Here is a 26361-nt window from a genome sequence, read left to right on the forward strand (position 1 = left end):
CGGAAGCGGCGGTCGGCACAATCTGGGAGGAACTATGACACATCTGAGAACAACAGACCTCGTGCAGGCAGGTGATTGAATGACCTGGCGAAGCCTCAACAGCATAATGTCTGTTATCCTGATAATAGGCGGATTGTGCTACGCTCTGAACCTGAACTATAGCGCGTCGCAGGCGATATTCTTTTCCTCTGGGGGTGTTGGGCCAACTTACTTTCCCAATATCCTTACGGCTCTGCTCATATTGTTGTCTCTGGCTACCCTGTACAGGAATTTTCGGGACCTGCGGCCGGAAAACACCGAAAAGATAACCACACATAATTTCTGGTATATCATCGCGACGCTCGCCCTTGTTGTTGCCTTCATCGCAAGTTGGCAACTGCTTGGCTACTTCTACCTGAACGTATTCGTATTTCTGGCCGTCCTGCTGACGATCTTCAGAATGGAATTCGGTATCGGAAATAGTCTCGGTGTCGCTGTAGTAACTTCAGCTCTAACGACTGGATTTCTCTACGCTCTGTTCGGAAAAATTCTGACTATTTCCTTCTAGAGGTGGGAAGAAAATGGAAACACTTGGCTACGACCTTCTGAATCTTTTCACCGTCACCAACATGCTGTGTATCCTGCTGGGCACCCTGGTGGGGATGGTTTTCGGTGCCTTGCCGGGCCTCGGCACTGTCATCGCGGTTGCCCTCTTGCTGCCAGTGACATTCACACTTCCGCCTCTTGCCGGAATTCTGATGCTCCTCGCGACATATCAGGCCGGCGAGTATGGCGGGTCCATCTCAGCCATTCTTCTTGGCGTGCCGGGAACCCCTCAGGCCGCCGCAACCGTCATCGACGGACATGCAATGGCAATGAACGACTCCCCGGGAAAGGCGCTGAGCTATTCCCTGCTGTCGTCGAGCATTGGTGGCCTTTTCGGTGGAATGGTTCTCATCTTTATTTCCGTTCCCTTGGCCAAGTTTGCGTTGAATTTCGGCAGTCCCGAATACTTCCTGCTGGGCATTATCGGACTGATGGCGGTCGGACTGTTGAGCGGAACAGACAAGATCAAAAGCTTGATCTCTGTCGTCCTCGGGTTGATGGCCGGAACGGTGGGGGTCGATACACTGACCGGTGTAAACCGTGCGACGTTCAATCAACCGGAACTGATGGACGGCGTAAACCTTGTCGCCTTCCTGGTTGGAATGTTCGCGATATCTGAACTTTTCTTGATGATCAGCAAGGGGCTGAACATCAGATACGTTGCTGACTACAGCAAGTTGAAGACCGGCCTTTCGTTCGGAGAGGTGAAGAAGATTATCAAGCCCACAACGGTTGGATCGGTCATTGGCGCCGGAACCGGCATCTTGCCAGGAATTGGTGGTGGTGCGTCCTGTTGGTTTGCCTACGCGGCCGTGAGCAAAATGTCCAAGACTCCGGAAGCTTTTGGCAAGGGGAGCCCGGAAGGTATTGTTGCGCCAGAGTCGTCAAACAACGCATCGGCGGGTGGCGCGTTGGTTCCATTCCTGGCCCTCGGCATTCCAGGTTCGGCAGCGATTGCAATCATTATGGGTGCATTCATCATGCACGGAATCCAGCCCGGGCCAAATGTGTTCACAGCCGAGAGAGACCTTGTTTACGGGATCTTCTACGGATTTATCGTGACGACAATGGCGATGTATCTGATTGGACGCCTGTTGACGCCGGTATTCGCGCGGGTTCTCGTTGTACCGAACTCATTCTTGATTTCCATTGTGATGGTTCTCTGTCTCATTGGTATATACGCGTCAAAAAGCGCGTTCTTCGATCTGTGGCTGGCACTTGGAATTGGTGTGACATTCTACTTCCTGAAACGGTTAAACTACTCGGTGTCCTCCGTGATTATTGCCTACGTCCTTGCGCCGATAATTGAAGAGAACTTCAGACGATCGCTGACCCTTTCGAACGGGAATTATAACGTCTTCTTTTCCAGCGTGTATTCCATCGCCTTGGTCCTCATGATCGTGGGTGCTATCTCGGCCAGCATTTACGGAGATTACAGGAGGCGGAAGAACCGCGAAGTCTCTGAAAATGTGGATGAGAGCGTGGATGCAGCAAGATGAAACGGTGAAGGAGGAGCCGCAAAGTAGCCGGTACGTGTTTGGCTGCTTTTAAATCGACCATGGATGCATGCCCGGCCTCCCAAGTAGCGATGAATTGGGCGTGCGATGGTGACAAATCTCAAAGGGAGATCAACCTAATGCTAACGTTTTTGACAAAAACCGCCGTGGCAAGTCTGGCACTTGCTTCAATCGTTGCGGGGACCAATCCATCGATGGCAACGGCCGAGGGGTATCCGGAAAAGCCAATCACCTGGATCGTGCCTGATGGGGCCGGCGGCGGTCTGGATTCCATCGTGCGGACCATCTATCCGTATGTGGCAAAAAATCTTCCGAACGACGCGACCTTCGTGTTGAAGAACCTCCCGGGGGCGACGCAAACAATCGCCGTGTCCGCCGTATTTAACGCAGAGCCGGACGGTTACACGATCGGTCAGGCGTCGGTTGCGCCGCTGACGATCATGCCCCATCTCGGCAAGACCAGCTATGCGGGATACGAGGATTTCGAACTGATCGCGAACGTGTTCGATGCCGCCCATTACATCGTTGTCCCCGGCGACTCTTCTTTCGCATCGCTCGACGACCTCCTGGCGCATGCCAAGGAGAACCCTGGCAAGGTGCGGGTCGGCGTCGATGGGGTTTTCAACGTCCAACACCTGCCGCTGTTGAACCTGGAACTCTCCGCAGAAGTTGATCTGAACGAAATTACCTACAAGAGCAGCGCCGAAAGCAAAAAGGCCCTGCTTGGTGGGGAAATCGAAGCGGCCATCATGCCGTCTCACATCATCATTTCCGAGTTTGAAGCCGGTACGCTCAAGCCGATCGTCGATGTGATGGAAGTGAAGCCGGACTACTTCGCCGACATCCCGTCGTTGAAGGACCTTGGCTATACGCCGAGCCAGCTCTTCGTGGGCGTCATCGCGCCGAAGGGAACGCCCCAGGAAATCCTGGATATCCTGTCCACCGCTGTCGATGCTGCTCTGCAGGAACCCGAGCTGATCGAAGCTCTGGCCAAACGGAAGATCATGATCAACTACAATGACTCCGAAGCCTATCTGGCCCGGATGCAGGAACTCGACGTCGTGAACAAAGGGGTCCTGAAGGATCTCGGCGTGCTGAAGTAGGTGCGAAACAGATCATTGGTCCGGTCTTGATAGGTCAAACGGCCGGAGAGATCAGGCCGGGCCAATGAAACAACCACGACAACACGGAATGGCCCGGGGAATATCGCCCCCCTTGGCCCTCTGGAACCGAAGACACTTTTGGCTGATCCCAAGAGACGACTTTGAGGGTATCGAACTCATGAGAGACCAGAACAAACCCAATATCTTGTGGATTTGCACCGACCAGCAACGCTTTGATACGCTTCGGAGCAACGGCAACGAGTATATCGATACGCCAAACCTGGACGGGCTGCTCGAGACGGGTGTCTCCTTTGATCGAACCTATTGTCAGGCCCCGGTCTGCACTCCGAGCAGGGCCAGTTTTCTGACCGGACGCTATCCTCGCACGACGGGCACGACCCGCAACGGCAACGACTACTTCCCGGACGACGAGATCCTCGTCCCGCATATCCTGTCCCAGCATGGCTACACATGCGGGTTGATCGGGAAACTGCATCTTTCAGCGGCGGATGGACGGACGGAAGTCCTCCCCAAACATCATGGCTATGACATGGTCAAATGGAGCCACGGGCCTCGGGATGGGTGGGGCGACGACAATGCCTATCAGGTCTGGCTGAAATCGCAGGGCAAGTCCTGGGACAAGGATTACCACGGCGAGGAAGGCGGCATCGAGTCCAGGTACCACCAGACGACCTGGTGTGCGAATGAAGCCATCGACTTCATGGAAACCAATGCGGACAGGCCGTGGTTGCTCAGCATCAACATCTTCGATCCGCATCACCCCTTTGACCCGCCGAAGGAGTACAAGGAGAAGTACCCCGCCAAAGACATGCCCCTGCCCAAATGGAGGGACGGCGAGCTAGACACCAAGCCGCTTGTCCAGACGGACGATTACGAGAATGGCGGGCAAAGCGGTCTGGGTCCGAGCTGCAAGAAGCTCAATGACCTCGAAATCAGGGAATATGTCTCCGACTACTATGCGATGGTCGACCAAATCGACAAACAGGTCGGACGGATCATCGACTACCTCGACCAAAGCGGGCTGCGTGACAACACGATCGTCATCTTCCACAGCGACCACGGCGAAATGCTTGGAGATCACGGGCAGATCCTGAAGGGCGGGCATTTCTATGAGGAACTGGTGCATGTTCCCTTGATCTTCTCCTGCCCGGCGCGCCTGAAGGAAAAGCTTCGCAGCCAGGCTCTGGTTGAACTGGTTGATCTTGCGCCGACAATCCTTGGTCTTGCCGGCATCGACATTCCGGATCGGATGCAGGGAAGCAGCCTGGTCGGGATCCTGGAGGGCAAGGCCAAACCGGACATGCACAAGAGTTCGGTCTATTGCGAGTATTACAACTCCCTGCCGGCCTCCCACAAAGGGGTCTTCGCGACCATGTATTTTGACGGGCGCTACAAGTTGACCGTCTTCCATGGGCAGGAAATCGGAGAATTGTACGATCTCGAAACGGATCCGAACGAGTTCGACAACAAATGGGCCAACCCGGAGTACCAGTCGATCAAATGCGACCTGATTCTCGCGAATTTCGCGCAGAGCGTTGCGACCGTGGATCCGGTGCCGGCAATCGTCGGCAATTTCTAGTTTCCAACCGTTCCATCGCGCAGCCATGGAGCGGCGCGGTAAGAGGAAAGCTTACCATGAGCAAAAGACCCAACATCGTCTTCATCATCACCGACCAGCAGCGATACGACACGATTGCCGCTTTGGGCTTCGATCACATGATCACGCCCAATCTCGACAAGCTTGCCGACCGCGGCGTGGCTTTCGAGAAGATGTATATCCCCGCGCCGTCCTGTGCGCCTTCCCGTGCTGCACTTTTCACCGGGACCTACCCGCATACCAACGGCGTGTTTCGCAATGACGAGGAATGGTCCTATTGCTGGGTCAAGGATCTTGCGGAGGCCGGCTATCACACGGTCAATATAGGCAAGATGCATACATGGCCGGTCGAGGGCGCGTTCGGCTTCCACGAGCGGCATGTCACCGAGAACAAGGATCGCGACCATGACGATCTGCCTTTCTATCTCGACAACTGGGACAAGGGTTACTTCGTCCGTGGCAAGGAAAAGCCCTCGCGCGTGACGCAACGCCGACGGCAGGGCTACGAGGATCTACTCGGCGCCTGGGTCTGGGAGGATGAAGCGATCCTGCACCCCGACGTCTTCGTGCCGCAGCTCGCGAAGTGCTGGATCGACCGGTATCCGGGCAATGAGCCCTTTTTCCTGCAGGTTGGCATTCCGGGGCCGCACCCGCCCTACGACCCCACGCAGGAATATCTCGACAAGTATCAGGGCCGCGATCTGCCCGATCCAATCCCCGCCGACGATATCGACGAACAACCCTCCGCCTATCAAAAGCTGCGCCAGCACCATCTGGAGGATGACGCGGACGGGATCGTCCACTTGACGAACCCGACCCCTGAACAGGCGCGCAGACAGCGCCTGCACTACTACGCCAACGTGTCCATGATCGACGATCAGGTCGGCCAGATCATCGAAGCGCTGGACCGGCGTGGCGTTCTGGAGGAGACGGTTGTGATCTTCACCTCCGATCACGGCGACAGCCTGACCGATCATGGCCATTCTCAGAAATGGAACATGTACGAGAGCACCGTCCATGTGCCGGCCATCGTCTCCTGGCCCAGTCGGTTCGATGGCGGGCGCCGCTTGGGCGACCTGGTCAACCTGTTCGATTTCGGGCCGACGATTCTCGAGCTGGCTGGTATCGAGGTTCCGGACTGGATGGAGGCGCAGTCCCTCATCCCGCTGATGAATGGCGAGCAGGAGGACCGCCCGCGCGTGTTCTGCGAGCATTCCAACGACGCGCTGCTCGAAGGAACCCGGATGGTGACGATGGTGCGCGAGGGCGATTTCAAGCTGGTGCATTTCGTGGACAGCGAGGAGGGGCAATTGTTCAACCTCGCATCGGACCCGCAAGAGCTTGAAAACCTTTGGCTTGATCCGGGGCATGCCGACACCAGGCGCCGCCTCGTAGACGAGATCCTGCGCTGGCGCACGGAGAGCGGGATCCGCAGCCAGGGCTATCCTCTCGCCTGCGTGCGCGGAGCGATGTCCATGATGTCGCCCCCGGGACGTCCGGCAAGGGGACAGCATCGGGAGGGATCGCGCGGCCCGCGCAGCTGGGTCTAAGGGAACTATCTCCCTATCCGCAGGTCCGTGGTCAGAGAGTGTCTGCGTTTCTCCTGATGCCCGCGCTCCTGCGAAAAGGCAGAGAATGGCGGCAATCCGTCTCCATGCGAGCCGGTGCGCGGCCATTTTCTGGCGTGACAGGCCCGAACGAGCGCTGACGCAGTCGGCCTGTGACGCAGGTCTGTTGGCGAACGAACGGCCTTCATGGGTGGGCTCACCCAAATCCCAAGCTTTGCAAGATACCTGATCAATGCCGAACAAACACCAACTGATCGCGAATTTCAGCCCCCGTCGACCATGGTTCAGCCTGGTCAACCGAGAGACCGTGCGCGCCGACGCCCTCGCCGGGCTGACCAATGCCGCGATTGTCCTGCCGCAAGGCGTGGCATTTGCCGTCATCGCAGGCCTTCCTCCGGAATACGGGCTCTATACCGCCATGATCACGCCCGTGATCGCCGCGATATGGGGGATGTCGATGATCATGGTGTCGGGGCCGACGACAGCGATATCGGCGGTCATGTTCGCGACGCTCGCCGAACTGGCGCCCCCCGGCACGCCCGTCTACATCCAGTTCGCGCTGACCCTGACGATCATGGCCGGTCTGTTTCAGTTGTTGGCGGGCGTGTTCCGGTTGGGCGGTTTGATCTCGTTCATCTCGCATTCGGTGATGGTCGGCTTCACAGCGGCCGCCGCGCTCCTGATCGGCGCGTCCCAGCTCGGCGGGGCGCTCGGAATCAGCGTCGAAAGCGGGGGCGGCGTGATCGAGCGCATTGCTCGGGTCGTCGAGCATTGGGAGGGCTTCCATCCGCTCGCACTGCTTCTGGCCACGTGCTCGCTGGCGACCATCGTGATCACCCAGAAGCTCAGCCGCCAGATCCCGGCCTATCTGATGGCGCTGGTTGTCGGGGTGGCGGTCGGGGAAATCGTCGGGGCCCGCGAGGCCGGTATCGAGATGTTCGACAAGCTTCCCTCGCTGGTTCCCAGTTTTGGCGCGCCCACCGTGGCGTTGACGGATCTGCCGGCGCTCCTTCCGGGCGCGGTCTCCGTCGGCTTCGTGGGGCTTCTCGAAGCGATCAGCATCGGTCGCGCCTTTGCCATGCGCCGGCGTGAGCGATACGACGCCAACCAGGAGATTATCGGTCAGGGCCTCTCGAACGTGGTCGCAGGGTTCTTTCAGGCCTATGCCGGCTCCGGATCGTTCACCCGTTCTGCGATGAACGCCGAGTCCGGCGCCAGGACGCCCCTGTCCGCGGTCTTTGCCGCCGCATGGCTGCTCGCGCTGTTGTTCGTGGTGGCTCCGTTCGTCGACCATATCCCGAAACCGGCAATGGCCGGGATCATCGTTTACGTGGCGTGGCGGCTGATCAGTTTCGGTGAGATCCGTCACATCGTTCGAAGCAGTCGAAGTGAAACGCTGATCCTGTTTCTGACTTTTCTTGCCGGCATCACCACAGAGCTGGAAAACGCGATCTTCGTTGGCGTCATCGCCTCTCTTGCAGTGTTCCTGTTCCGCAGTTCGCACCCGCATATCGCGGTGCTTGCGCCGATCGAACGTCACGGGCACCGGCAGTTGCGGGGCGCATTGTTCCATGATCTGAAGCAGTGCCCGCAAGTGAGCATCCTCAGGCTGGATGGGCCGCTGTTTTTCGGCTCTGTCGATCACGTTGAAAGTGAGTTCCGCCGATTTGAAGCGCTGTTTCCTGGCCCGCGTTTCAAGATTCTCGTGCTGAAGGGGCTTGGGAAGATCGACCTGTCGGGAGTCGGCCTGTTGGCTGATGAAATTGCCAAGGCCCGGAAAGCCGGTGGCGAGTATCACCTTGTCGTTCCATTCAAGGAAACAGTGGATGCGCTGGAGCGAATGAACCTTTTCGAAGATCTCGAAAGGGTCAATCTCCACCCCAACAAGAGCGAGGCGATCCAGGCAGCAACAGATCAGTTCGACGACGAAACCTGCCGGCACTGCACGATCCGGGCTTTCATCGAATGCGGTGGCAAACCGGCTCCGCCGGGTGTTGCGCCGAAGAAGGACGCCCCAAAACGCGAGGGTTCCTGGTGATTCGGCGTTCCGGCGTGCGCGCGAAGGTCGTGTCTGGCGGGTTAGACCGGTTGTGACGCAGTTCCTTTTGCGACCATCGGGCCGAAGAGGCCTCGCATCGCACTAAGGCGGTTGGAGCCGAGTGCAAAAAACATCCGTTGTCCGCCCCTCGGGACGATGACTGAAACCGCGAGGAACGATTTCGCGCGCGCAAAGCGACGGTCCGGGGCGCTAGTCACAATGATGACTTCAAGCACTTCTGTCTCCCACCCGACGCCGATCGTTTTGGACCGGCTTCCAAATGCGTTGCTTCCCGCTTCAGGTTGAGACCACCTGACCTGGGCGCAGAAGGGCGCTTCTCCGGCGGCAAGACCTCGCGGTATCAGCGGCGGGCAGTCGTTCCCGCATTTCGACCTTTATCCGGCGCGCGAGCCTGGCGGCCTTCCCTCGGGAAGGGGAATTAAATATGTTTTATAAATATGTATTTGATATGGATCAATGCATGCGAATGTATGCAATGCTTCATCAGCCGGAAAGTCCTGCGTATGCAGGCGGGGATTATTCTGGGTGCGATCACGACTCGCAGCCGTGAAACGGAGGGAAAGAGCCAGATATGAAGACGAGTCGCAGACAGTTCTTTGGGCTTGCGGCCGGTGCTGCCGCGCTGACCGGATTGCAGGCCGCGCCGGCCCGGGCCGCCAAGGTCAAGACGAGGGCGAAGATCGTGATCCTCGGAGCCGGCGCGGCGGGCACCGCGATGGCCAATCGGCTGGACGACCGGCTGAAGGGCGCCGAGATCACCCTGATCGACGGGCGCAAGCAGCATTGGTATCAGCCGGGCTTCACGCTGATCGCCTCGGGCCTCAAGCCGGCCGATTACTCGGTCACGCAGACCCCGGACTGGCTGCCGCGATCGGCCAAGCTGATCCCTGAATACGTTGCCGAGATCGACCCTGCGGCGAAGAAGGTGATGACGGCGGGCGGGGCCACGGTCGAGTATGACTACCTGGTCGTCGCGCTTGGCATCAAGCTGGACTGGGACGCCATCGAAGGCTTCTCGCTCGACATGGTTGGCGAGAACGGTATCGGCGCGGTCTATGCCGGGCCGGACTATGCCGCGAAGACGTGGAAAGCGATGGACCGCTTCACCGACGAGGGCGGGGAGGGGCTCTTCTATCGCCCGGCCACGGAGATGAAATGCGCCGGGGCGCCGCTGAAATACACCTTCATCACCGATGATTATGCGCGCAGGAAAGACACGCGCGACAAGATGAACATCACCTATGCGGCCCATTCCAAGAGTTTCTTCGGCGTGCCCATCGTCAACGAAAAAGTGCGGATGCTCTTCGAGGATCGCGGTTTCGAAACCACCTTCGACCACGTCCTGAAATCCATCGATCCGGCCAGGAAGCTCGCGACCTTCTCCACGCCCGAAGGCGATACGGAGCTGCCCTACGACTTCACCAATGTCATCCCGCCGCAGGTCGCCCCCGACGTGATCCGCAATTCCGACCTGCCCTGGCAGGACGGGAAATGGGCCGCGCAGGGCTGGCTCGAGGTCGACAAGTACAACCTCCAGCATGTCCGTTACCCGGAAGTCTTCGCCGTCGGCGACATCGCCGGTGTGCCGAAGGGCAAGACGGCGGCGAGCGTCAAATGGCAGGTGCCGGTGGTCGAGGACCATCTCGTCGCGGCCATCGAAGGCAAGGAAGGCACCAAGCTTTATAACGGCTACACGTCCTGCCCGATGATCACCCGGATCGGACGCGCGATGCTGGTCGAGTTTGACTACAACAACAATCTCGTGCCGTCCTTCCCCGGTATTATCGCGCCGCTGGAGGAGCTGTGGATTTCCTGGCTGATGAAGGAAGTCGCGCTGAAAGCCACCTATAACGCCATGCTGCGCGGCAAGGCTTGAGGAGAGAGACATGCAGGACCTCACGTTCGAAACCCTCATCGCCGTCTTCGAAGAGATCTTCGGCTTCTGGCTCTTCTGGGCCATGGTGGTCACCGCGGCGATCATCACGCTGCTCTATATCTACGTGCTGATCCGCGACCGCTCGGTCAGCTGGCGCAAATTCCTCTGGGCGCAGCTCTCGATGCCCTTCGGCGCCATCGCGGCGGTGCTCTTCGTGCAGAAGATGACCAATTCCAGCTTCGCCGATATCGGCGGGCCGGTCGATGTCTTCGTGCTGCTCGGGGTCGCCGTGGCCGGCGCCATCGGGCTGGCGATCCTCGTCTATGTGCTGGAATCGCTGATCTGGCCGCAGGTGGATGAAGACGAGTTCGACTACTGATCCGCGACGCGGTCGTATGGAAACCGGGCGGCGCGGTCATTTTGGTCGCGCCGCTGTCGATTGGGCTTGCGGGCAACACCGCTTTGACCAAATTTGCCGATAAGGCGCGCGCCGTGATCCAGGGAGCATCTGAAAAATGACTGAAGCCGAACAGGTCGCCGAGCCGAAGCTCGCGCATTTCCCGGTCACGTTCTTCGCCACCATCATGGGGCTGGCCGGGCTGACGCTGGCCACACACACCGCCGAGCATGCATGGGGCCTGCCGGCCCTTCTCTCGACCCTGCTCCTGCTCGGCACGGTTGTCGCCTTCGCCGCGCTCTGCTGGTTCTTCGCGCTGAAATGGAACCGTCACCGTGGCCATTTCCTCGGCGAGTGGGAGCACCCGGTCAAGAAAGCTTTCTTCCCCGCCATCTCCATCTCTCTGCTGCTGATCGCCACAGCACTGGCACCATCGCTTCCCTGGCTGGCGCGTTTGGTCTGGATCGTCGGGGCCAGCCTGCAACTCGGATTGACGCTGGCCGTCATCTCCGGCTGGATCGGCCACAAGCCCTTCCAGCCGCTGCATATTTCGCCGGCCTGGTTCATTCCGGCGGTTGGCAATATCGTCGCCCCGCTCGCCGGGGTCGGACTCGGCTTCGTGGAACTCTCCTGGTTCTTCTTCTCGGTCGGGCTCGTCTTCTGGATCGTGCTGTTGGTGCTGGTGATGAACCGGCTGATCTTTCATGACCCGCTGCCCGGACGGATGCTGCCAACCCTGGCCATCCTTATCGCGCCGCCTGCCGTGGGCTTCGTCGCCTGGATCAATCTCAATGGTGGCCAGATCGACGCCTTCGCGCGCATCCTGCTCAACAGTGCCTTTATCTTCGCTGCGCTTGTCGCCGTTCAGGCCCCGAAATTCAGTGCCATCCCCTTTGCGCTCTCCTGGTGGGCGCTGAGCTTTCCATCTGCAGCGATGACCGTCGCCACCTTTCGGTTCGCGGCCCTGTCGGGCTCCGGTTTCCACGCGGTGCTGGCGGCCCTGTTCTACGTCCTGTTGCTGATCATCATGGTGTCGTTGATCGCTCGGACGGTGAAGGCCATTCGCGCCGGAGAGATCTGCGTCCCGGAGTAAGCCTTTCTTCGCTACCGCTAGGGCGTGCAGCCTGTCACAATGTTGCAATAATACGGGCCGTTTTGGAAACAATCTGTCTCCGCTCTGGTTTTCCCTGTATTTTGTTAACTTTTTCTGCTCTCATTGCAGGACCAACGACCTTCCGGCCGGGGCGGTTCCCGGCCGCAGCAATGTGAGTCAAACAAGATGAGTGAGTATCAGACCCCACCGCCCAAGACCGCCGCCGAAACACCTCCGGAGGCGAAGACGTTGCGCGATCCTGCGCGCGAACAACAGAAGCCGACGCCAGAACTGGGCCGCCGCCCGCGCTATTCCTTTACAGATTTCGCCAGTATCTGACCGGGCTATTTTTGTTCGGCACCTTGCCGGTGCCGCCCGGACAGGTAGGTTTGTCGTTATGGCAGACCCCGTTTCATCGATCCGCAATCTTGGTCCGGCCATGGAGGCCGCCTGTACACGTGCCGGCATTCGCTCGGCCGAGGAGTTGCGCGCGCTTGGCGCCGACGAGGCCTATGGCAGGCTCCTCGAAATCGGTACGCGGCCGCATTTCATCGGCTATTACGTGATCGAGATGGGGTTGCAAGGGCGACCCTGGAACGATTGCAAGGGATCCGAGAAAGAGGCGCTGCGCCGTCGGTTCGACGCGATTGTCGCCCGAAGCCGTGCGACCGGGATGGGCGAGGTCGAACGCGTTCTGGACCAGATCGGAACAGGAATGCGGCGGTAGGGACCCGGACAGAGCCACCGTTCGCTGCGCTAGCCAAGTAGTGCACCGAAAGCCAAGCCAGCGCCTGCACGTGGGATGGCGCCGCTAGGGTTGTGGTCACCACTTTATCCCGACCAGATCCGAAAAAGTTCCATAGGTTGCGCTTGCCTCACCAAAGCGCCAGCCCGCCGGGACGGGCAGGCGCTGGCCCGGCGGCCTTCGGCTTTGTTTCCGGGCCACGGGCGCTTTGCTCAATCGATCCGTGGTGTCTCCCACCGCGCTTCACGCGCCTCGATCGCTGCCACGCGGTCATCTGTCTTCGGGTGGCTCAGCAGCCAGGCCGGTGTGCCCGCGCCAAGCCCGCCGGTCAGGTGTTCCAGCTTGGAGAACAAGCTTTTCTGCGGCGCTGTTCCGATCCCGGACTTGACCAGGAGGGCGGAGGCATAGGCATCGGCCTCGAACTCGTCCTGTCGGCTCAGCCGCGCGGCGAGCAGCGAGGTGAGCGCCCCGGCGATCACCGCGCCAATGCCCGGAATGAAGCGGTTGAGAACGGTCGCGAGCGCTATGCGGATCGCGTTCTGGCCGGAGAAATCGATCATCCGGCGCCGCGAGTGGCCGAGCGCGACATGGCCCAGCTCATGGGCGATGACGGAGGCCAGTTCCTCGCCGGACACGTCGCCCGCGCGGTAACGATCATAGAAGCCGCGGGTGATGAAAATCCGCCCATCCGGGGCGGCCAGCCCATTGATCGGTGCGACCTCGTAGATGAAGACGCGGATCCGTTCGAGATCCAGCGCCTCGGCCATCCGGTCCATCAGGCGTCGCAATCCGGGGTCTGCCAGCTCGGTCGAGCGCGCATCAAGCTCTTTTGCCGTTTTCCAGGCGGAGAAACGGTACATGACCAGCCCGTAGCCGATCATCAGCAGGAGAGGGGTGAGCTTCAGCATCCCCGAAGATATGGGCCGGCATGGCCGCGACGGCAAGTCCGGATAGGACTATTGGGCAGATGACGGTCGCCATGTGGCCAGGGCGACGGCCGAAAGAATGGTCGCCGCGCCAGCCACGCCGTACCAGCTGGGCAGGTCGCCGAAGAGCACGAGATCGAAGCCGAGCGCCCAGATCAGGCCGGTATATTCCAGCGGGGCAAGGCGCGAGACCGGCGCCCGGGCCACCGCTTCGGCCGAAAGCACATGGGCGAGCCCGCCGAGCAGACCGGCCAGGAGCAGCCAGCCAAGTGTCGCTGCCTCATGGGGCTGCCAACCGAAGGGCGCGCTGGCCAGCCCTGCGGCGCTGCCGGTCAGTGCAAAGTAGAAGGCGATCGTGGAGGGGCGCTCCGTGCGGGTCATGCTTCGGATATGCACGCGGACAAAGGCCATGGTGAGCGCGAATCCCAAGCCGGCCGCAACGCCGATCATCGCGCCGTGTCCGGGAAGCGCCAGCGCGCCGCCGGCCATGAACAGCACCCCCGCGAAACCAGTGAGCGTCGCCAGCACGACGCGGGGCGTCATCCGCTCGCCTGCAAGCAGTGCCGCCAGGGGTAGGGTCACGACCGGTGTCAGGTAGGCCAGCGCCTGTGCCGTCGCCACCGTCAGGTAGGCCAGCGAGAGAAAGGACAGCGCCATGGAGAGCACGCCGAACAGGCTGCGCGTGATATGCAGCCGAGGGTGGCGCGTCGACAGGGCGGCAGGAAACTCGCGGCGCAACGCCATGTATCCGAGGATCGGCAGGAATGCGCCCGCCGAGCGCCAGAACAGGATCTGGCCGATGGGCAAGTCGGATGTGAGCAGACGGACAATGGCCGACATGGCCGTGATCAGGAAAATCGCGACCAGAAAGAGCAGGGTGGCGGTGGGACGAAACATCGGGTTACCGGGAAAAGGGGATGCCGGTTAGCGATAACGGGCATGCGCTGGCTCCGCAACAGCGCTCCTGAGCGCGGCGCGGGTGGCGCTTGCCGACGGCTTCAGCCCAACTCCCGCATTCCCCGGTCGATCCCTTCCAGAGTCATCGGCACCATGCGTTCGCCAAAGATCTGGCGGATCATGCCGATGGATTGGGTGTAACCCCAGAGCCGCTCTGGCGTCGGGTTGACCCAGAGATGGTCGGGCCATTGCGCCTGCGCGCGCCTGAGCCAGGTCTCGCCGCTCTCGGCGTTCCAATGCTCGTTGGCCCCGCCCGGATGCAGCACCTCATAGGGGCTCATCGCGGCGTCGCCGACGAAGATGCACTTGTAATCCGGCCCATAGGTATTGAGCACCTCCCAGGTCGGGGTCTGCGCGTCCCAGCGACGGCGATTGTCGCGCCAGACGCCCTCATAGAGACAATTGTGGAAGTAGTAGTATTCGAGATGCTTGAATTCGGAGCGGGCGGCGGAGAAGAGCTCTTCGACGACCTTGATATAGGGGTCCATCGAGCCGCCCACATCGAGGAACATCACCACCTTGACCGCGTTGTGCCGTTCGGGCCGCATCTTGACGTCGAGATAGCCATGATCGGCGGTGGCCCGGATCGTTTCGTCGAGATCCAGCTCCTCATGTGCGCCGTGCCGCGCCCATTGCCGAAGCCGCTTCAGCGCCACCTTGATATTGCGCGTGCCCAGCTCGACGCTGTCATCGAGATTGCGGAACTCGCGCTTGTCCCAGACCTTGACCGCGCGCTTGTGCCGACTTTCCTTCTGGCCGATGCGCACGCCTTCCGGGTTATAGCCATGGGCGCCGAAGGGCGAGGTGCCGGCGGTGCCAATCCATTTGTTGCCGCCCTGGTGGCGACCCTCCTGCTCCTTGAGCCGCTCCTTGAGCGTCTCCATCAGCTTGTCGAACCCGCCGAGCGCCTCGATCTCGGCCATCTCTTCCGAACTCAGGTGTTTTGCTGCCATCTTGTGCAGCCAGTCCTCGGGCAGGTCCAGCGCTTCCATCACCTGCTCGGCGGTCAGTGCCTCGACGCCATCGAAGGAGGCGGCGAAGGCTCGGTCGAAGCGGTCGAGATGGCGTTCATCCTTCACCATTGCCGAGCGGGCGAGATAATAGAATCCGTCGAGATCATAGGTCACCAGCCCCGCCGACATCCCTTCGAGAAAGGCGAGGTATTCACGCAAGGAGACAGGGACGCCGCCATCTCGCAGTGTCTGGAAGAAGGGTAGAAACATCGATGGTCCCGAGTTGTGCTGACCGCCACCCTCCCGCGCGAACGCGCCGAGGTCAACAGCGCGGCCGCGCCCGAAGGGCGCCACCCCCAACGCTTTTTGTCGGGTGTAAGCCCGGCGAAAAGGGGCGGGAGCGCTCCCGCCCGTCGTCGACGCATCACAGATGCGCTCCTCCCGTTGGGCCGGGCGCGCCTTCGGCGCGCGGTGGCGCGAGGGTGGAAGGGTGGGCGTTGGCGAAAGGGCGGAACGCCTTTCCCGGTCCGCACAGTTCAGCTTTGAGCGGGCAGAACGCCATCAGCGATCAGCTGCCGGAACGCCTGGAGGCTCTCGCGAATGCCCTGCTCAGGCGGTATTGACGGGTATGAGCCCAGATGTGCCCGGATCGGCGCATCGTCGAGATCGGGCGGAATGGGCAGCGGATTGCCCGCTGTGCTGACCGAATGGTTTGGGGCCAGATGAGACAGGATCTCCAACCCCTGCTCGACGGACATGCAGCTCCCGTTCAGGTCGAAGACCGGTGCGCCGTCGCCATCGCGGGCAATGGCGGTGATGAAGGCGGCTGCGGCTTCGCCCGCATAGAGCCAGCTCACGGGGCCGCCAAAAGAAATCTCGTGGGCCTCGCCACGCGCGGCGCGAAGCAGGCCGACGCTGAATTCCGAGGTCATTCCCTGATCCCGCCCGACGCCATAGACCACATTGGGGCGGATGCCGACCGAGGGCACCTGCCAGTCCAGCCAGTAAACCTGCGCGGTGTTCTCGTTCGCAAGCTTGTAGGCGCCATATAATGTCGCGATGGTCGGTCCGCCCGGTGGCATGCCGTGAATGGCCGACGAACTGGCATAGGCCAACCGTTTCAGGCCGCGCTGCCGGGCAAGTTCCAGCACATTGATCGTGCCTTCGACATTGACCCGCGCGCCCGCGGCGGGATCGGCCTTGCAGAAAGGCACCATCAACCCGGCGAGATGGATGACGGCTCGAATGCCGTGCTTGTCGCAGATCTCGAACAGGCGGGCGCTGTCGGTGATGTCGCCTGTTTCCCAGGTCAGGTCCGCCGCCGCATCTCCCAGAAGCAGCGAGGGACGGGTTCGGTTGTCCTGCAGGTCAAAGGCGACAAGCGGGATACCGGACCGGGCCAGGATCGCGACCACCCAGGCGCCGATGCAGCCACCTGCACCGGTCACCAGGACCGGACCGTCAAACGAGGACGCGTCTAAAAGAAACGGGTCTGTCAAGAAATCCATATGCTCCTCCCCAGGCCTTGATCCGGAGAGTGTGGCTTGGATTCGGCCATCGGTCGAGCTTTTCAGTACGACGCGGGCTCTTAGAGCATCCGCTCCAGGGCAATCGTCACGAACAGTCCTGCCAAGGCGAATGCGATGGCATAGCCCGCAGCATATTGCGCTATATCCGCCGGTTTCCCGCCACGTTTGCGGGCGAGCAACCCGCCCCAGATCGCGCCGGCCAGCGCGGCCAGAATGACAATCATCGGTATATTCCCTCTTGCCTCGACAGCCGCTTACAATCCGGTCCGCACGGGGGCAAGGGCCGCGATCTCGCTGGCGCGATCCCGCACCAGTGTATCGGAGCCAAATCCGTAGCGCGCCCAGCCAAGTGCCTCGTTGCGCTGCGTGCGCGCCTCGGCGCTGCGACCGAGCAGTTCCAGCGCTTCCGCCCGCATCATCAGCAATGTCGAGAGAAGGGCCGCATTCTCCGCCTGCCGCACCGCCGGAAGGTTGCTCTCCACCAGCCTCAGCGTCCCATTCGCTTCGCCTGCGCTCAGAGAAAAGGCGCCAAGCTGCATGGCGACATGGGCGGCCTGGATCTGGGTGTCCGGGAGTGAGGTGTAGATGTTGGAGGCGTCGACAAAAGCTGCGAGCGCCTGATCCGGGGCGGTGTTGAGCGTGAGCCGGCCATAGGCATAGAGCGAGAAGGCCATGCGCGTGTCATTCCAGCCGGCAGAGCGGGCCAGATCCACGGCGCGCCGCGCCTGAGCGCGACGGTAGCCGGGTGTGCCGCGCGGGCCGAGCGCGTTCTCGATCGCCTCGACCCAGATATGCGGCGTCGGTGGCGAGGGCGGTGGGCCGCTGCGCTCGCCGCGCGGGTTGAGCCGTGCCAGAATGCCGGGAAGGGCGGCGGCGACCTGCTCCCGTCCCATGCCATTGGCCAGCGCGCGGTCATAGGTCACGCGCAGCATCAGCATGTCGAACCCGGTCAGCACGGTGTGGAAATTGTCGTCGTTGAAAACGGAATCCGGCAGGCGATACAGGTCGTTGAGCGGACCAAGCGCTTGGGCGATCTCCTCGTGCAGGCAGTCGCGCGCTTCTTGCGGAGAGACATCGCCGGGCAGGAAGACGGACGCCACTTCGCGCGATTGGAGCGTCGTCCAGTCAACCTTGTCGGAGCGTCGTGCCTTGCGGAATTCGTCCCAGCCGCGCACGCGCGGGACAACGAAACAGGCCGCCTGCGGCACCGCGCGTTGCAGATCCTTGCGTGGAAGAACCTCGACCACGATGGAGGCCGTTTCGCCGGGCTGGGCCAGCCGGACGGGCAGTCCTGCCTCGCGCTTCAGCCGCGCGATGAGCCGGTCGAGATCGCGCCGGACCGTCTGTGGTGCGGCCCCGCGCAGCTCCAGGGTGATTTCTCCGTCGAACCGGGTCAGGCGCGGGATCTCGCGGCCGCTTTCCAGTTCGAAGGTCAGTTCGAGGAAATCCCCGGCAAGCTGCCGGTTCGACCGAACACTGGGTGTGGAAGACGCGGTGGTGAAGCTGCGCATGGCGGGAAGCGGCTCGCCATAGCTGGCCTTGCGGTCGGAGATGTCGGCCGAGGGGCCGGGGGCACAGGCGGCCAGCGCCAGAGTCAGCGCCGCGAGGGAAATTGCACGCAGCCTCACGCGAACGCCTCCCGGGGGCGCGCAGGGGCACCCGCAGGCGCACCCGGGGCCCGGTGGCTCTCGCAAAACTCAGAATAGCGGGCTGCGCGCCCGCAGATTTCCGTTTCGTCCCCTGCCTCTTCGGGACGAACCGTCGTCACTGCTCTCTCGGACATGATTTTTCCGTCCTTGTTATGGGGCGAAGCTACAGCGGGGGTGATTCGGCGTGAACTCTTTTGATTCGCCCACGTGGTAACAATCCGGGGAGCGTTGCAGCGCTGCCTCTCTTGCCCCGGCTTGACTTCCGTTCTTCGCGGGCGCAGGAGCGGCCTGTTCAGGGGGGAGGGCTTATGCCGCGCAAGGACAGGATCGACATGTTCGGCGCGCTGGCGTTGATCGGCTTTTCGGCATTCCTCGGCTTCAATCAGGTCGTCATCAAGGTCGTGAACGAGGGGCTGCAGCCGGTCTTCTGGGCCGGGCTGCGCTCGGCCGGCGCGGTGCCCTGTATCTGGCTTTTGATGCGGCTGGCAGGCAAGCGGCCCGTCCTGCGGCGCGAGATCTGGCCGGCGGGCTTGCTGATCGGTGTCGTCTTCACGGCGGAGTTCCTGCTCCTGTTCAAGGCGCTGGACCTGACGACGGTGACCCGCTCCTCGGTCATCTTCTACTCGATGCCGGTCTGGTTCGCGCTCGCGGCGCATGTGCTGCTGCCCGGCGAGCGGCTTACCCGGAACAAGATCGTCGGTTTGCTCGTCGCCTTCGCGGGCGTTGTCTGGGCAATCGTCGACCGTGGCGGCGGGGCAGGGGAGGCCTCGCTTGCGGGCGATCTCTGTGCGCTCGGCGCGGCCTTCGCCTGGGCCGGGATCGCGCTCTGCGCGCGCGGCACCAAGCTCGTCGAGATTGATGCGCAAAGCCAGCTCTTCTGGCAGGTTGCCGTCTCCGCGCCGCTCCTGCTGGCGATCTCGCCGCTCTTCGGCGCGTTCCTGCGCGATCCCGAGCCGGTTCATTGGTGGGGGCTTGCGTTGCAAGTCGTCCTCGTTGTCTCGGTCGGCTTCACCATCTGGCTCTGGCTGCTCTCGGTCTATCCGCCGGCCTCTGTCGCGGCCTTCAGCTTCCTGACCCCGATCTTCGGCGTCTCCATGGGCTGGTTGATCCTCGGCGAGGAGATGGCGCCCGGCCTGCTCGGTGCGCTGGCGCTGGTCACGCTGGGGTTGGTGCTGATGAACCGTCAGGTGCCGCAGAAAGTGCGCTGAACCCGCTCGTTTTCGAGCGGCGGGCGGGCGAGATCGGCCAGATCCTCCGGCAAGTCGCCAAAGGGCCGCGCCAGCGCGCCGATGAGGCGGGTGGCCACCGAGAGATCGCCCTGCATCGCCGCCGCAATCGCCTGTTCGACCCGGTGATTGCGCGGGATCACCGCGGGGTTGGCCTGTTTCAGCCGCGCCGTCAGCCCCTCGGGCTCCGGCTCCCGTGCCAACCGCGCGCGCCAGTTCTCTTCCCACTGGTCGAAGGCAAGCGGATCCGTGAACTCGTCGCGGGCCCGTCCGGTTGCGAGCGCGCGGAACGTGTTGGTGAAATCTGCTCCCTCGGCGGCCATGCGTTCCAGCAGATCCGCCGCGAGGTTTGCATCTCCGTCCTCCAGCTTTTGCAAGCCGAGTTTGCGAGCAAACTCTGCGGCCCATTCTGCGCGCATGCGGTCCGCATAACGTTCAACCGCTGCCTGAGCCGCCTCCAGTGCCGCGTCTTCCGGTTCGCCCATCAGGGGCAGGAGCGCGGAGGCGAGCTGGGCGAGGTTCCAGGCGAGGATCTCTGGCTGGCGCATATAGGCATAGCGCCCTTGATGGTCGATGGAAGAGAAGACCGTGCCGGGGTGGAAGACATCCATGAAGGCGCAGGGGCCGAAATCGATGGTCTCGCCGGAGATCGCGATATTGTCGGTGTTCATCACGCCGTGGATGAAGCCCACGCCGAGCCATTGCGCCACCAGCTTTGCCTGCCGCGCGATGACCGCGTCGAGGAAGCCGAGCGGCCCGTCGGCATCGGGGAAATGGCGTTCGATGCTGTGGTCGAGCAACGCCTGCAGCGCTTCGGTATCGCCCCGGGCGGCGAAGAACTGGAAGCTGCCGACACGGATATGACTGGCGGCCACACGCGTCAGCACGCCGCCGGGCAGCATCGCTTCGCGCCGGACATGCTCGCCCGTGGCCACCGCGGCCAGCGACCGGGTGGTTGGAATGCCGAGCGCATACATAGCCTCCGAGATAATGAACTCGCGGATCACCGCGCCGAGCGGTGCCCGCCCGTCGCTGCCGGGGCGTGAGAAGGCCGTCAGGCCAGAGCCCTTGAGCTGAATGTCGCGGCGCGCGCCCTGGCGGTCGATCACCTCGCCCAGCAGGATGGCGCGTCCATCCCCCAGCACGGGCGAGAAGCCTCCGAACTGGTGCCCGGCATAGGCCTGCGCCAGCGGCTCTGCACCTTTAGGGACGGCGTTGCCTGCAAGAATGCCAAGGCCCTCGGGGCTTTTGAGTTGCGTGGCATCAAGTCCCAGCTCTTCCGCCAGCCCGAGATTGAGCAGCAGAAGTTCGGGCGCGCGCACAGGCACTGGGGCCTGCCGCATGAAAAGGCGCCCCGGGAGGCGGGCATAGCTGTTGTCAAAGGCGATTTCGAGTTCCATGGACCCTGTCTAGGGGCTTGGGGGGAGGTTCGCCAGCCTGACGCAGTAAAGGCTCCGCGAGGAAACAGGGCGCTGTCGATCCGAAGGCACGACCTGCCTCCGCCATTTTCAGGATATGGCGTTGCATATCCAGTCGGGTCCAAGAACGGCCTGTGCTGGTGTTCCTGGAAGGCGCCGGGATCGGCTTTTTGATCCACTCGGTCGCCACTCCTAAGTACAAAATCCGCTTTTCTGTGCCCAATATCCGCGACTCGCCGACCTACCAAAATGACGCGGCGGCAAAGGAAGACCGGCTATGCAATCTGGTCGCTAGCGCGATGGCGGGAGAAGTGAAATCAAGCAACCATTGCAGTGGCCCGCAACCGGCTTACTCTGACAGGTGAGTCCAGCGGCGACATCGCCCGCTCTGGGCCAGCAGGCAACCAGGCGGTTCCATTGTAGAAATATCGAGGTCCGATATGGGTTTGACATGCTTTGATGTGATGGTGGCACCGGAGGTGCAAAACACGATCCATCCGGAGGAGAGCGTCGCCAAGGCCTTCAACATCATCAAGCAAAGCCGTGCGCGCTTCCTGCCGGTGGTCGATCACGCGGGCAAATATGTCGGTGTCTTCACCGCGCCGACCTTGCTCAAGCTGATCCTGCCCAAGGCGGCGCTGATCGGCCTTGAACACACCCGCGTGCCGCTCAACTATCTCGGCTTCATGCGCCTGACGGAGGAGGATTTCGCCGCCCGGCTCGACCAGCTCAAGACCGAGAAGGTCGGGGACAATCTCTCCAACCCGGAGAATATTCCCGTTACCGCGCCGGAAACGCCGGTGATGGAAGGCATTTTCCTCATCCACCAATACAAGCGGCACGTGATCCTCGTCGATCCCGACACCAACCGGTTCGTGGGCACGATGAGCGCCAACTCGCTGCTCGAACACGTGCTGGCCCAACCCGAAGATATGGAAGACGAAAACAGTGAGTGAGCAAACAGCAGCCCATGGGGCAGGGCATGGGGCGGGCTTCTCGCTCCCCGACATGCTCGGGATCGACCCGCTCTGGATGGCCACCGGCATCCTCATCCTCGTCTATGCCGCGCTGATCACCGAAAAGGTGAACCGCGCGATCCTGGCCATGCTCGGCGCCTCGTTGATGGTCCTGTTCGGGATCATCAACCAGGCGCAGGCCGTGGCCGGCGTCGACGCAAACACGCTGGCGTTGCTGATCGGGATGATGATCATTGTCGCGATCACCTCGCGCTCGGGCCTGTTTCAATATGTGGCGATCAAGGCGGCCAAGGCGGTCAAGGCGGACCCGACGGGCATCCTGATCATGCTCACGCTGATCACGGCCGTTTTCTCGGCGCTGCTGGACAACGTGACCACCGTCCTGCTGATCGCGCCGATCACACTGCTGATAACGGAAGCGCTGGAGACCAAGGTCTTTCCCTTCTTCGTTGCCGAGATTCTCGCCTCGAATGTCGGCGGCACGGCGACGCTGATCGGTGACCCGCCCAACATCATCATCGGCTCGGCCGCCGGGCTGAGCTTCAACGATTTTGTCGTGAACCTCGCGCCGATTGCCGCGATCTGTCTCGTCGTGCTGACCGGGATCATCTACCTGATGAACCGCAAGGCGCTGAAACAGATTCCGAAATCGGCCAGCGACCGGATCATGAAATTCGATGCCGGGGGCGCCATCCAGGACCGTAAGCTGATGGTCAAGTCGCTCGGTGTGCTGGCGCTTGTGCTGTTGGGCTTCACGCTCGGCCATGGCTATGGCATCCAGCCGGGCACCTCGGCACTCGCGGGCGCGGCGCTGCTGATGCTGCTGGCTTATGGACACCAGCCCGCGGACCAGCAATCGGACACGCTCCACCATGTCTTCGGCGAGGTGGAATGGGTCACGATCTTCTTCTTCGGCGGCCTCTTCGTCATCGTCGCCGGGGTCGAACATGTCGGCCTGCTGGAGTTCTTTGCGCAAGCGGTGCTCGATTTCACGGAAGGGGACATGATGTGGACAGCCTTCCTGATTTTCTGGGCCTCGGGCATCCTCTCGGCAATCCTCGACAATATCCCCTTCGTGGCGACCATGATCCCGCTGATCGAGTCGACGGCCACGACCTTTGGCGCCGAGAATATCGAGCCGCTCTGGTGGTCGCTGGCGCTGGGCGCCTGCCTGGGCGGCAACGGGACGCTGCTTGGCGCCTCGGCGAACCTGACGGTCGCGGCCTTCGCCGAGAAAGCTCATCAGCCGATCGGTTTTATCGCCTTCGCCCGGATCGCCTTCCCCATCATGATCCTGACGCTGATGATCGCCAACGTTTACATCTGGCTGCGGTACTTCTGAACGCAGGCTTCCGGGGGGGGGCGAGCCGTTCGGAGACGCTGGCGGAAGCAAGGCGAAGCCACCGTACTGTCGGGCATTCCAAGGCAATTCCCTACCGGCAGGCGATTGCTGGAAATCGCTCGGAAACAGTGCCGGAGCGTCCCGACGGCCCTAAACTTGGCCATCCGCGCGCCAGTTGGGACAGTGCGTCGCGCCTTCCTCGATTGTCCATCATCCTCGGCAGTGCTTCCCTGCGCGCAATCGCAAGGAGCCTGCCATGATCCGATTCTCCGCCAATGAATTCGACGCTGCCGCCGAGATGGTCCACCGCCTCGTGCCACCGACCCCACAGCGTCATTGGCCTTTGCTCTCCCGCCGGATCGGGGTCGAGACCTGGGTGAAACATGAGAACCATGCCCCGACGGGCGCGTTCAAGGTCCGTGGTGGGATCACCTTCATCGACTGGCTCAAACGGAGCCAACCAGAGGTGCCCGGGATCTGCACCGCGACACGCGGAAATCACGGCCAGAGTCAGGCGTTGGCGGCGCGGGCGGCGGGGCTGCGGCCACTGGTCTATGTGCCGGAGGGCAATTCGGTCGAGAAGAACGCGGCGATGGAGGCCTTCGGGGCCGAGCTTGTCGTTCATGGCACTGATTTCGACACGGCGCGGGAAGAAGCCTTCCGTGTCGCGCAGGCCGAGGGCCTGGCCATGGTGCCACCCTTCCATCCCGAGTTGGTGCGCGGGGTCGGAACCTATGGCTGGGAGTTGTTCAACGCCTTGCGGGATCTCGACACGGTCTATGTTCCGATCGGCTGTGGCTCCGGCATTTGCGGCACTATCCTGGCCCGGGATGCGCTGGGGTTGACGACCGAGATCGTCGGCGTGGTCTCGACGCAGGCGCCCTGCGCCAAGTTGACGGTCGAGGCCGGCCGCCCCGTCGAGACCCGGTCCGCGACGACCTTCGCAGACGGGATCGCGGTGCGGGTTCCGGTGCCGGAAGCGGTCGAGATCTACAGGGAGGGCGCCGCCCGAATTGTCACCGTAACCGATGAGGAGGTCGCATCCGCGATGCGGCTTCTGTTCGAGTGCACGCATAATGTCGCCGAAGGGGCAGGGGCCGCGGCGCTCGCGGCGCTGTACCATGAGCGCGTTGCGATTGCGGGGCGCAAGGTTGGCATCGTTCTGTCGGGCGGAAATGTCGACACGGATGTCTTCCGGAGCGTGCTCTCCGGCGAGACCCCGACCGCCTGAACCCGCCGCAAAGGGCGCGTCCCCTCGGCGCTCGACGCCTTCGGCATCTCCCTCCTTTGGGGGGCGGCGCGCCTTCGGCGCGGGGAAGGATGGGGCGGAAGGAGCGCTGTCCGGCGGGCGCGCGACATTGACAGCAGCGCGGCACGGGACTAGTGCGGCCGCTCAACGCCCGCCATGCAAAGGCGGTGCACAGATCACACCTGAACCCGTCCTTTCGCGTTGGAGCCCAGCCATGACCGCCGCCCCCATTTCGTCCGAACCGCGCCTGACGTCTCTGTCTCATGGTGGCGGCTGTGGGTGCAAGATCGCACCTGCGGTGCTCTCGGAGATCCTGCGGCAGACGACGCCGATGGCGCTGCCCGAGGCGTTGCTCGTAGGGACGGAGAATGCCGATGACGCGGCCGTCTTCCGGCTCAATGACGAGCAGGCGCTGGTTGCCACGACCGATTTCTTCATGCCCATCGTCGATGATCCGCATGATTTTGGTCGCATCGCCGCGACCAACGCGATCAGCGATGTTTACGCGATGGGCGCGCGGCCGATCATGGCGCTGGCGCTGGTCGGCATGCCGATCGATGTGCTCTCGAAGGAGACGATCGGGCGCATTCTCGATGGTGGGCAGGCGGCTGCGCGCGCGGCGGGCATCCCGGTCGTGGGGGGGCATTCCATCGACTCGGTGGAAGCGATATACGGGCTGGTGGCGCTCGGATTGGTCCATCCGGACCTGATCAAGAAGAACGCCTCGGCCCGGCCCGGAGACCTGCTGGTCCAGGGCAAGCCGCTCGGCGCGGGGGTTTTCTCGGCGGCGCTGAAGAAGAACGAGCTGAGCGAGGCGGGCTATGCGCGCATGATCGCAATGACCACCCAGCTCAACACGCCCGGTCCGGAGCTTGCCGAACTTTCCGGGGTGCATGCGATGACGGATGTGACCGGCTTCGGGCTCGGCGGGCATATGCTGGAGATGATGCGCGGGGCGGGCTGCGAGGCGCGGCTGGACTGGGCGGCGGTGCCGTTCATGGAGGAGGTGCGCGCATTGGCGGAAGGCGGCTTCATCACCGGGGCTTCGGGGCGGAACTGGTCCAGCTACGGCGCTGAGATCGTCCTGACGGACGGCTTTACCGATGTCGATCAGGCCCTGTTGACTGATCCGCAGACATCGGGTGGCCTGCTGGTGTCCTGCGCGCCGGATGCGCTGGACTCGGTGCTGGCAGTTTTTGCGCGGCATGGGTTCGAGCAGGCTTCCGTTGTGGGCGAGGTTGTCGCGAAGACGGATGATCCCCGGATCGTGGTGACCTGAAACGGGCGGCAGTGCTTTCGGGGCCTCTCACGACAGTCGGGGGAGGCGCTCTGACGGAATGGAAACGTGTCCGGGCATCGTGTTGAGCGCAGAAAGGCACGGCACCTGCCGGGCGTCCATGTGATCGCTGCGCATGACCGCCAAGTCCGCGCCGCGCCCTTCCCATCATAGCCTCCGCCGGGACGTATCGCCGCTCTGGACCCTCGTCCGGGATTGCGATAAGCCCGCGCTCAAGATGCTGATATGGTCGATCATCATTCGAATTACCGGCCCGGCGCTCTGAGAGATCGAGCCG

Annotated in this window: 24 protein-coding genes; 17 read left to right on the top strand and 7 right to left on the bottom strand. The window is 62.2% G+C overall.

The annotated features are described in order from the left end of the window. The first annotated feature begins 79 nt into the window (after positions 1-79). The 11 genes from R3X27_RS08985 (at position 80) to R3X27_RS09035 (ending at position 12543) form a co-directional block, all read left to right on the top strand. Complete coding sequence (locus R3X27_RS08985) at positions 80-547, top strand: tripartite tricarboxylate transporter TctB family protein (RefSeq protein WP_317708515.1); 468 nt, start codon at positions 80-82, stop codon at positions 545-547. A gap of 13 nt (positions 548-560) precedes the next feature. Next, the gene (locus R3X27_RS08990) at positions 561-2084 is read left to right on the top strand and encodes a tripartite tricarboxylate transporter permease (protein WP_317708516.1); all 1524 of its coding nucleotides are present in this window, start codon (positions 561-563) and stop codon (positions 2082-2084) included. 137 nt (positions 2085-2221) lie between these two features. Beyond that, positions 2222-3205 carry a tripartite tricarboxylate transporter substrate binding protein gene (locus tag R3X27_RS08995; protein ID WP_317708517.1) on the top strand — a complete coding sequence of 328 codons (984 nt, stop codon included), beginning with the start codon at positions 2222-2224 and terminating at the stop codon, positions 3203-3205. Positions 3206-3383: 178 nt separating this feature from the next. After that, positions 3384-4805, top strand: coding sequence for a sulfatase (locus R3X27_RS09000; protein WP_317708518.1), 1422 nt, complete (start codon positions 3384-3386; stop codon positions 4803-4805). A gap of 56 nt (positions 4806-4861) precedes the next feature. Further along, positions 4862-6373 (top strand): sulfatase, encoded by a 1512-nt coding sequence (locus R3X27_RS09005; RefSeq protein WP_317708519.1) that lies wholly within the window; start codon positions 4862-4864, stop codon positions 6371-6373. 250 nt (positions 6374-6623) lie between these two features. Further along, a complete protein-coding gene (locus tag R3X27_RS09010; protein WP_317708520.1) occupies positions 6624-8429 on the top strand; it encodes a SulP family inorganic anion transporter in 1806 nt (601 codons plus the stop codon). 592 nt (positions 8430-9021) lie between these two features. Beyond that, a complete protein-coding gene (locus R3X27_RS09015; protein ID WP_317708521.1) occupies positions 9022-10326 on the top strand; it encodes an FAD/NAD(P)-binding oxidoreductase in 1305 nt (434 codons plus the stop codon). 10 nt (positions 10327-10336) lie between these two features. Further along, positions 10337-10705 (top strand): DUF5368 domain-containing protein, encoded by a 369-nt coding sequence (locus tag R3X27_RS09020; protein ID WP_317708522.1) that lies wholly within the window; start codon positions 10337-10339, stop codon positions 10703-10705. Between the two features lie 136 nt (positions 10706-10841). Next, a complete protein-coding gene (locus R3X27_RS09025; RefSeq protein WP_317708523.1) occupies positions 10842-11816 on the top strand; it encodes an SLAC1 anion channel family protein in 975 nt (324 codons plus the stop codon). A 186-nt stretch (positions 11817-12002) separates the two neighbouring features. Beyond that, positions 12003-12155, top strand: a complete 153-nt coding sequence (locus tag R3X27_RS09030; RefSeq protein ID WP_317708524.1) for a hypothetical protein — start codon at positions 12003-12005, stop codon at positions 12153-12155. Positions 12156-12213: 58 nt separating this feature from the next. After that, positions 12214-12543, top strand: coding sequence for a TfoX/Sxy family protein (locus tag R3X27_RS09035; RefSeq protein WP_317708525.1), 330 nt, complete (start codon positions 12214-12216; stop codon positions 12541-12543). A gap of 230 nt (positions 12544-12773) precedes the next feature. Here the strand turns inward: R3X27_RS09035 and R3X27_RS09040 are convergent, their stop codons facing one another. The 6 genes from R3X27_RS09040 to R3X27_RS09065 form a co-directional block, all read right to left on the bottom strand. Then, entirely contained in the window at positions 12774-13469 is a 696-nt protein-coding gene (locus tag R3X27_RS09040) for a M48 family metallopeptidase (protein WP_317708526.1), read from the bottom strand. A gap of 48 nt (positions 13470-13517) precedes the next feature. Continuing rightward, entirely contained in the window at positions 13518-14384 is an 867-nt protein-coding gene (locus tag R3X27_RS09045) for a DMT family transporter (RefSeq protein WP_317708527.1), read from the bottom strand. Positions 14385-14485: 101 nt separating this feature from the next. Next, positions 14486-15667, bottom strand: a complete 1182-nt coding sequence (locus R3X27_RS09050; protein WP_317708528.1) for a VWA domain-containing protein — start codon at positions 15665-15667, stop codon at positions 14486-14488. A gap of 266 nt (positions 15668-15933) precedes the next feature. Further along, a complete protein-coding gene (locus tag R3X27_RS09055) occupies positions 15934-16905 on the bottom strand; it encodes an NAD(P)-dependent oxidoreductase (protein ID WP_317708529.1) in 972 nt (323 codons plus the stop codon). A gap of 80 nt (positions 16906-16985) precedes the next feature. Then, positions 16986-17150 (bottom strand): apolipoprotein acyltransferase, encoded by a 165-nt coding sequence (locus R3X27_RS09060; protein ID WP_317708530.1) that lies wholly within the window; start codon positions 17148-17150, stop codon positions 16986-16988. Between the two features lie 30 nt (positions 17151-17180). Further along, a complete protein-coding gene (locus R3X27_RS09065) occupies positions 17181-18548 on the bottom strand; it encodes a DUF2927 domain-containing protein (RefSeq protein ID WP_317708653.1) in 1368 nt (455 codons plus the stop codon). Between the two features lie 335 nt (positions 18549-18883). Here R3X27_RS09065 and R3X27_RS09070 point away from each other — a divergent pair, with 335 nt between their 5' ends. Further along, positions 18884-19783, top strand: coding sequence for a DMT family transporter (locus R3X27_RS09070; protein WP_317708531.1), 900 nt, complete (start codon positions 18884-18886; stop codon positions 19781-19783). Here R3X27_RS09070 and R3X27_RS09075 read toward each other — a convergent pair. Further along, positions 19759-21201, bottom strand: a complete 1443-nt coding sequence (locus tag R3X27_RS09075; protein WP_317708532.1) for a protein adenylyltransferase SelO — start codon at positions 21199-21201, stop codon at positions 19759-19761. The two genes, R3X27_RS09070 and R3X27_RS09075, sit on opposite strands and share 25 nt — an antisense overlap. A 152-nt stretch (positions 21202-21353) precedes the next feature. On the opposite strand from R3X27_RS09075, the gene R3X27_RS09080 reads away from it, so the two are divergent. The 5 genes from R3X27_RS09080 to selD all read left to right on the top strand — a co-directional run bounded on the left by R3X27_RS09080 (position 21354) and on the right by selD (position 26066). After that, entirely contained in the window at positions 21354-21584 is a 231-nt protein-coding gene (locus R3X27_RS09080) for a hypothetical protein (protein WP_317708533.1), read from the top strand. A 75-nt stretch (positions 21585-21659) separates the two neighbouring features. Continuing rightward, positions 21660-22175, top strand: coding sequence for a CBS domain-containing protein (locus tag R3X27_RS09085; RefSeq protein WP_317708534.1), 516 nt, complete (start codon positions 21660-21662; stop codon positions 22173-22175). After that, positions 22168-23538, top strand: a complete 1371-nt coding sequence (locus R3X27_RS09090) for an ArsB/NhaD family transporter (RefSeq protein ID WP_317708535.1) — start codon at positions 22168-22170, stop codon at positions 23536-23538. The genes R3X27_RS09085 and R3X27_RS09090 overlap by 8 nt, the downstream gene beginning before the upstream one ends. A gap of 256 nt (positions 23539-23794) precedes the next feature. Further along, positions 23795-24769, top strand: coding sequence for a threonine dehydratase (locus R3X27_RS09095; protein WP_317708536.1), 975 nt, complete (start codon positions 23795-23797; stop codon positions 24767-24769). A 232-nt stretch (positions 24770-25001) separates the two neighbouring features. Beyond that, positions 25002-26066: a selenide, water dikinase SelD gene (selD, locus tag R3X27_RS09100; RefSeq protein ID WP_317708537.1), complete on the top strand. Its 1065-nt coding sequence runs from the start codon at positions 25002-25004 to the stop codon at positions 26064-26066. The last annotated feature ends 295 nt before the right edge of the window (positions 26067-26361 follow it).

Source organism: Tropicimonas sp. TH_r6 (assembly GCF_033101155.1).
Taxonomy (GTDB): domain Bacteria; phylum Pseudomonadota; class Alphaproteobacteria; order Rhodobacterales; family Rhodobacteraceae; genus Tropicimonas.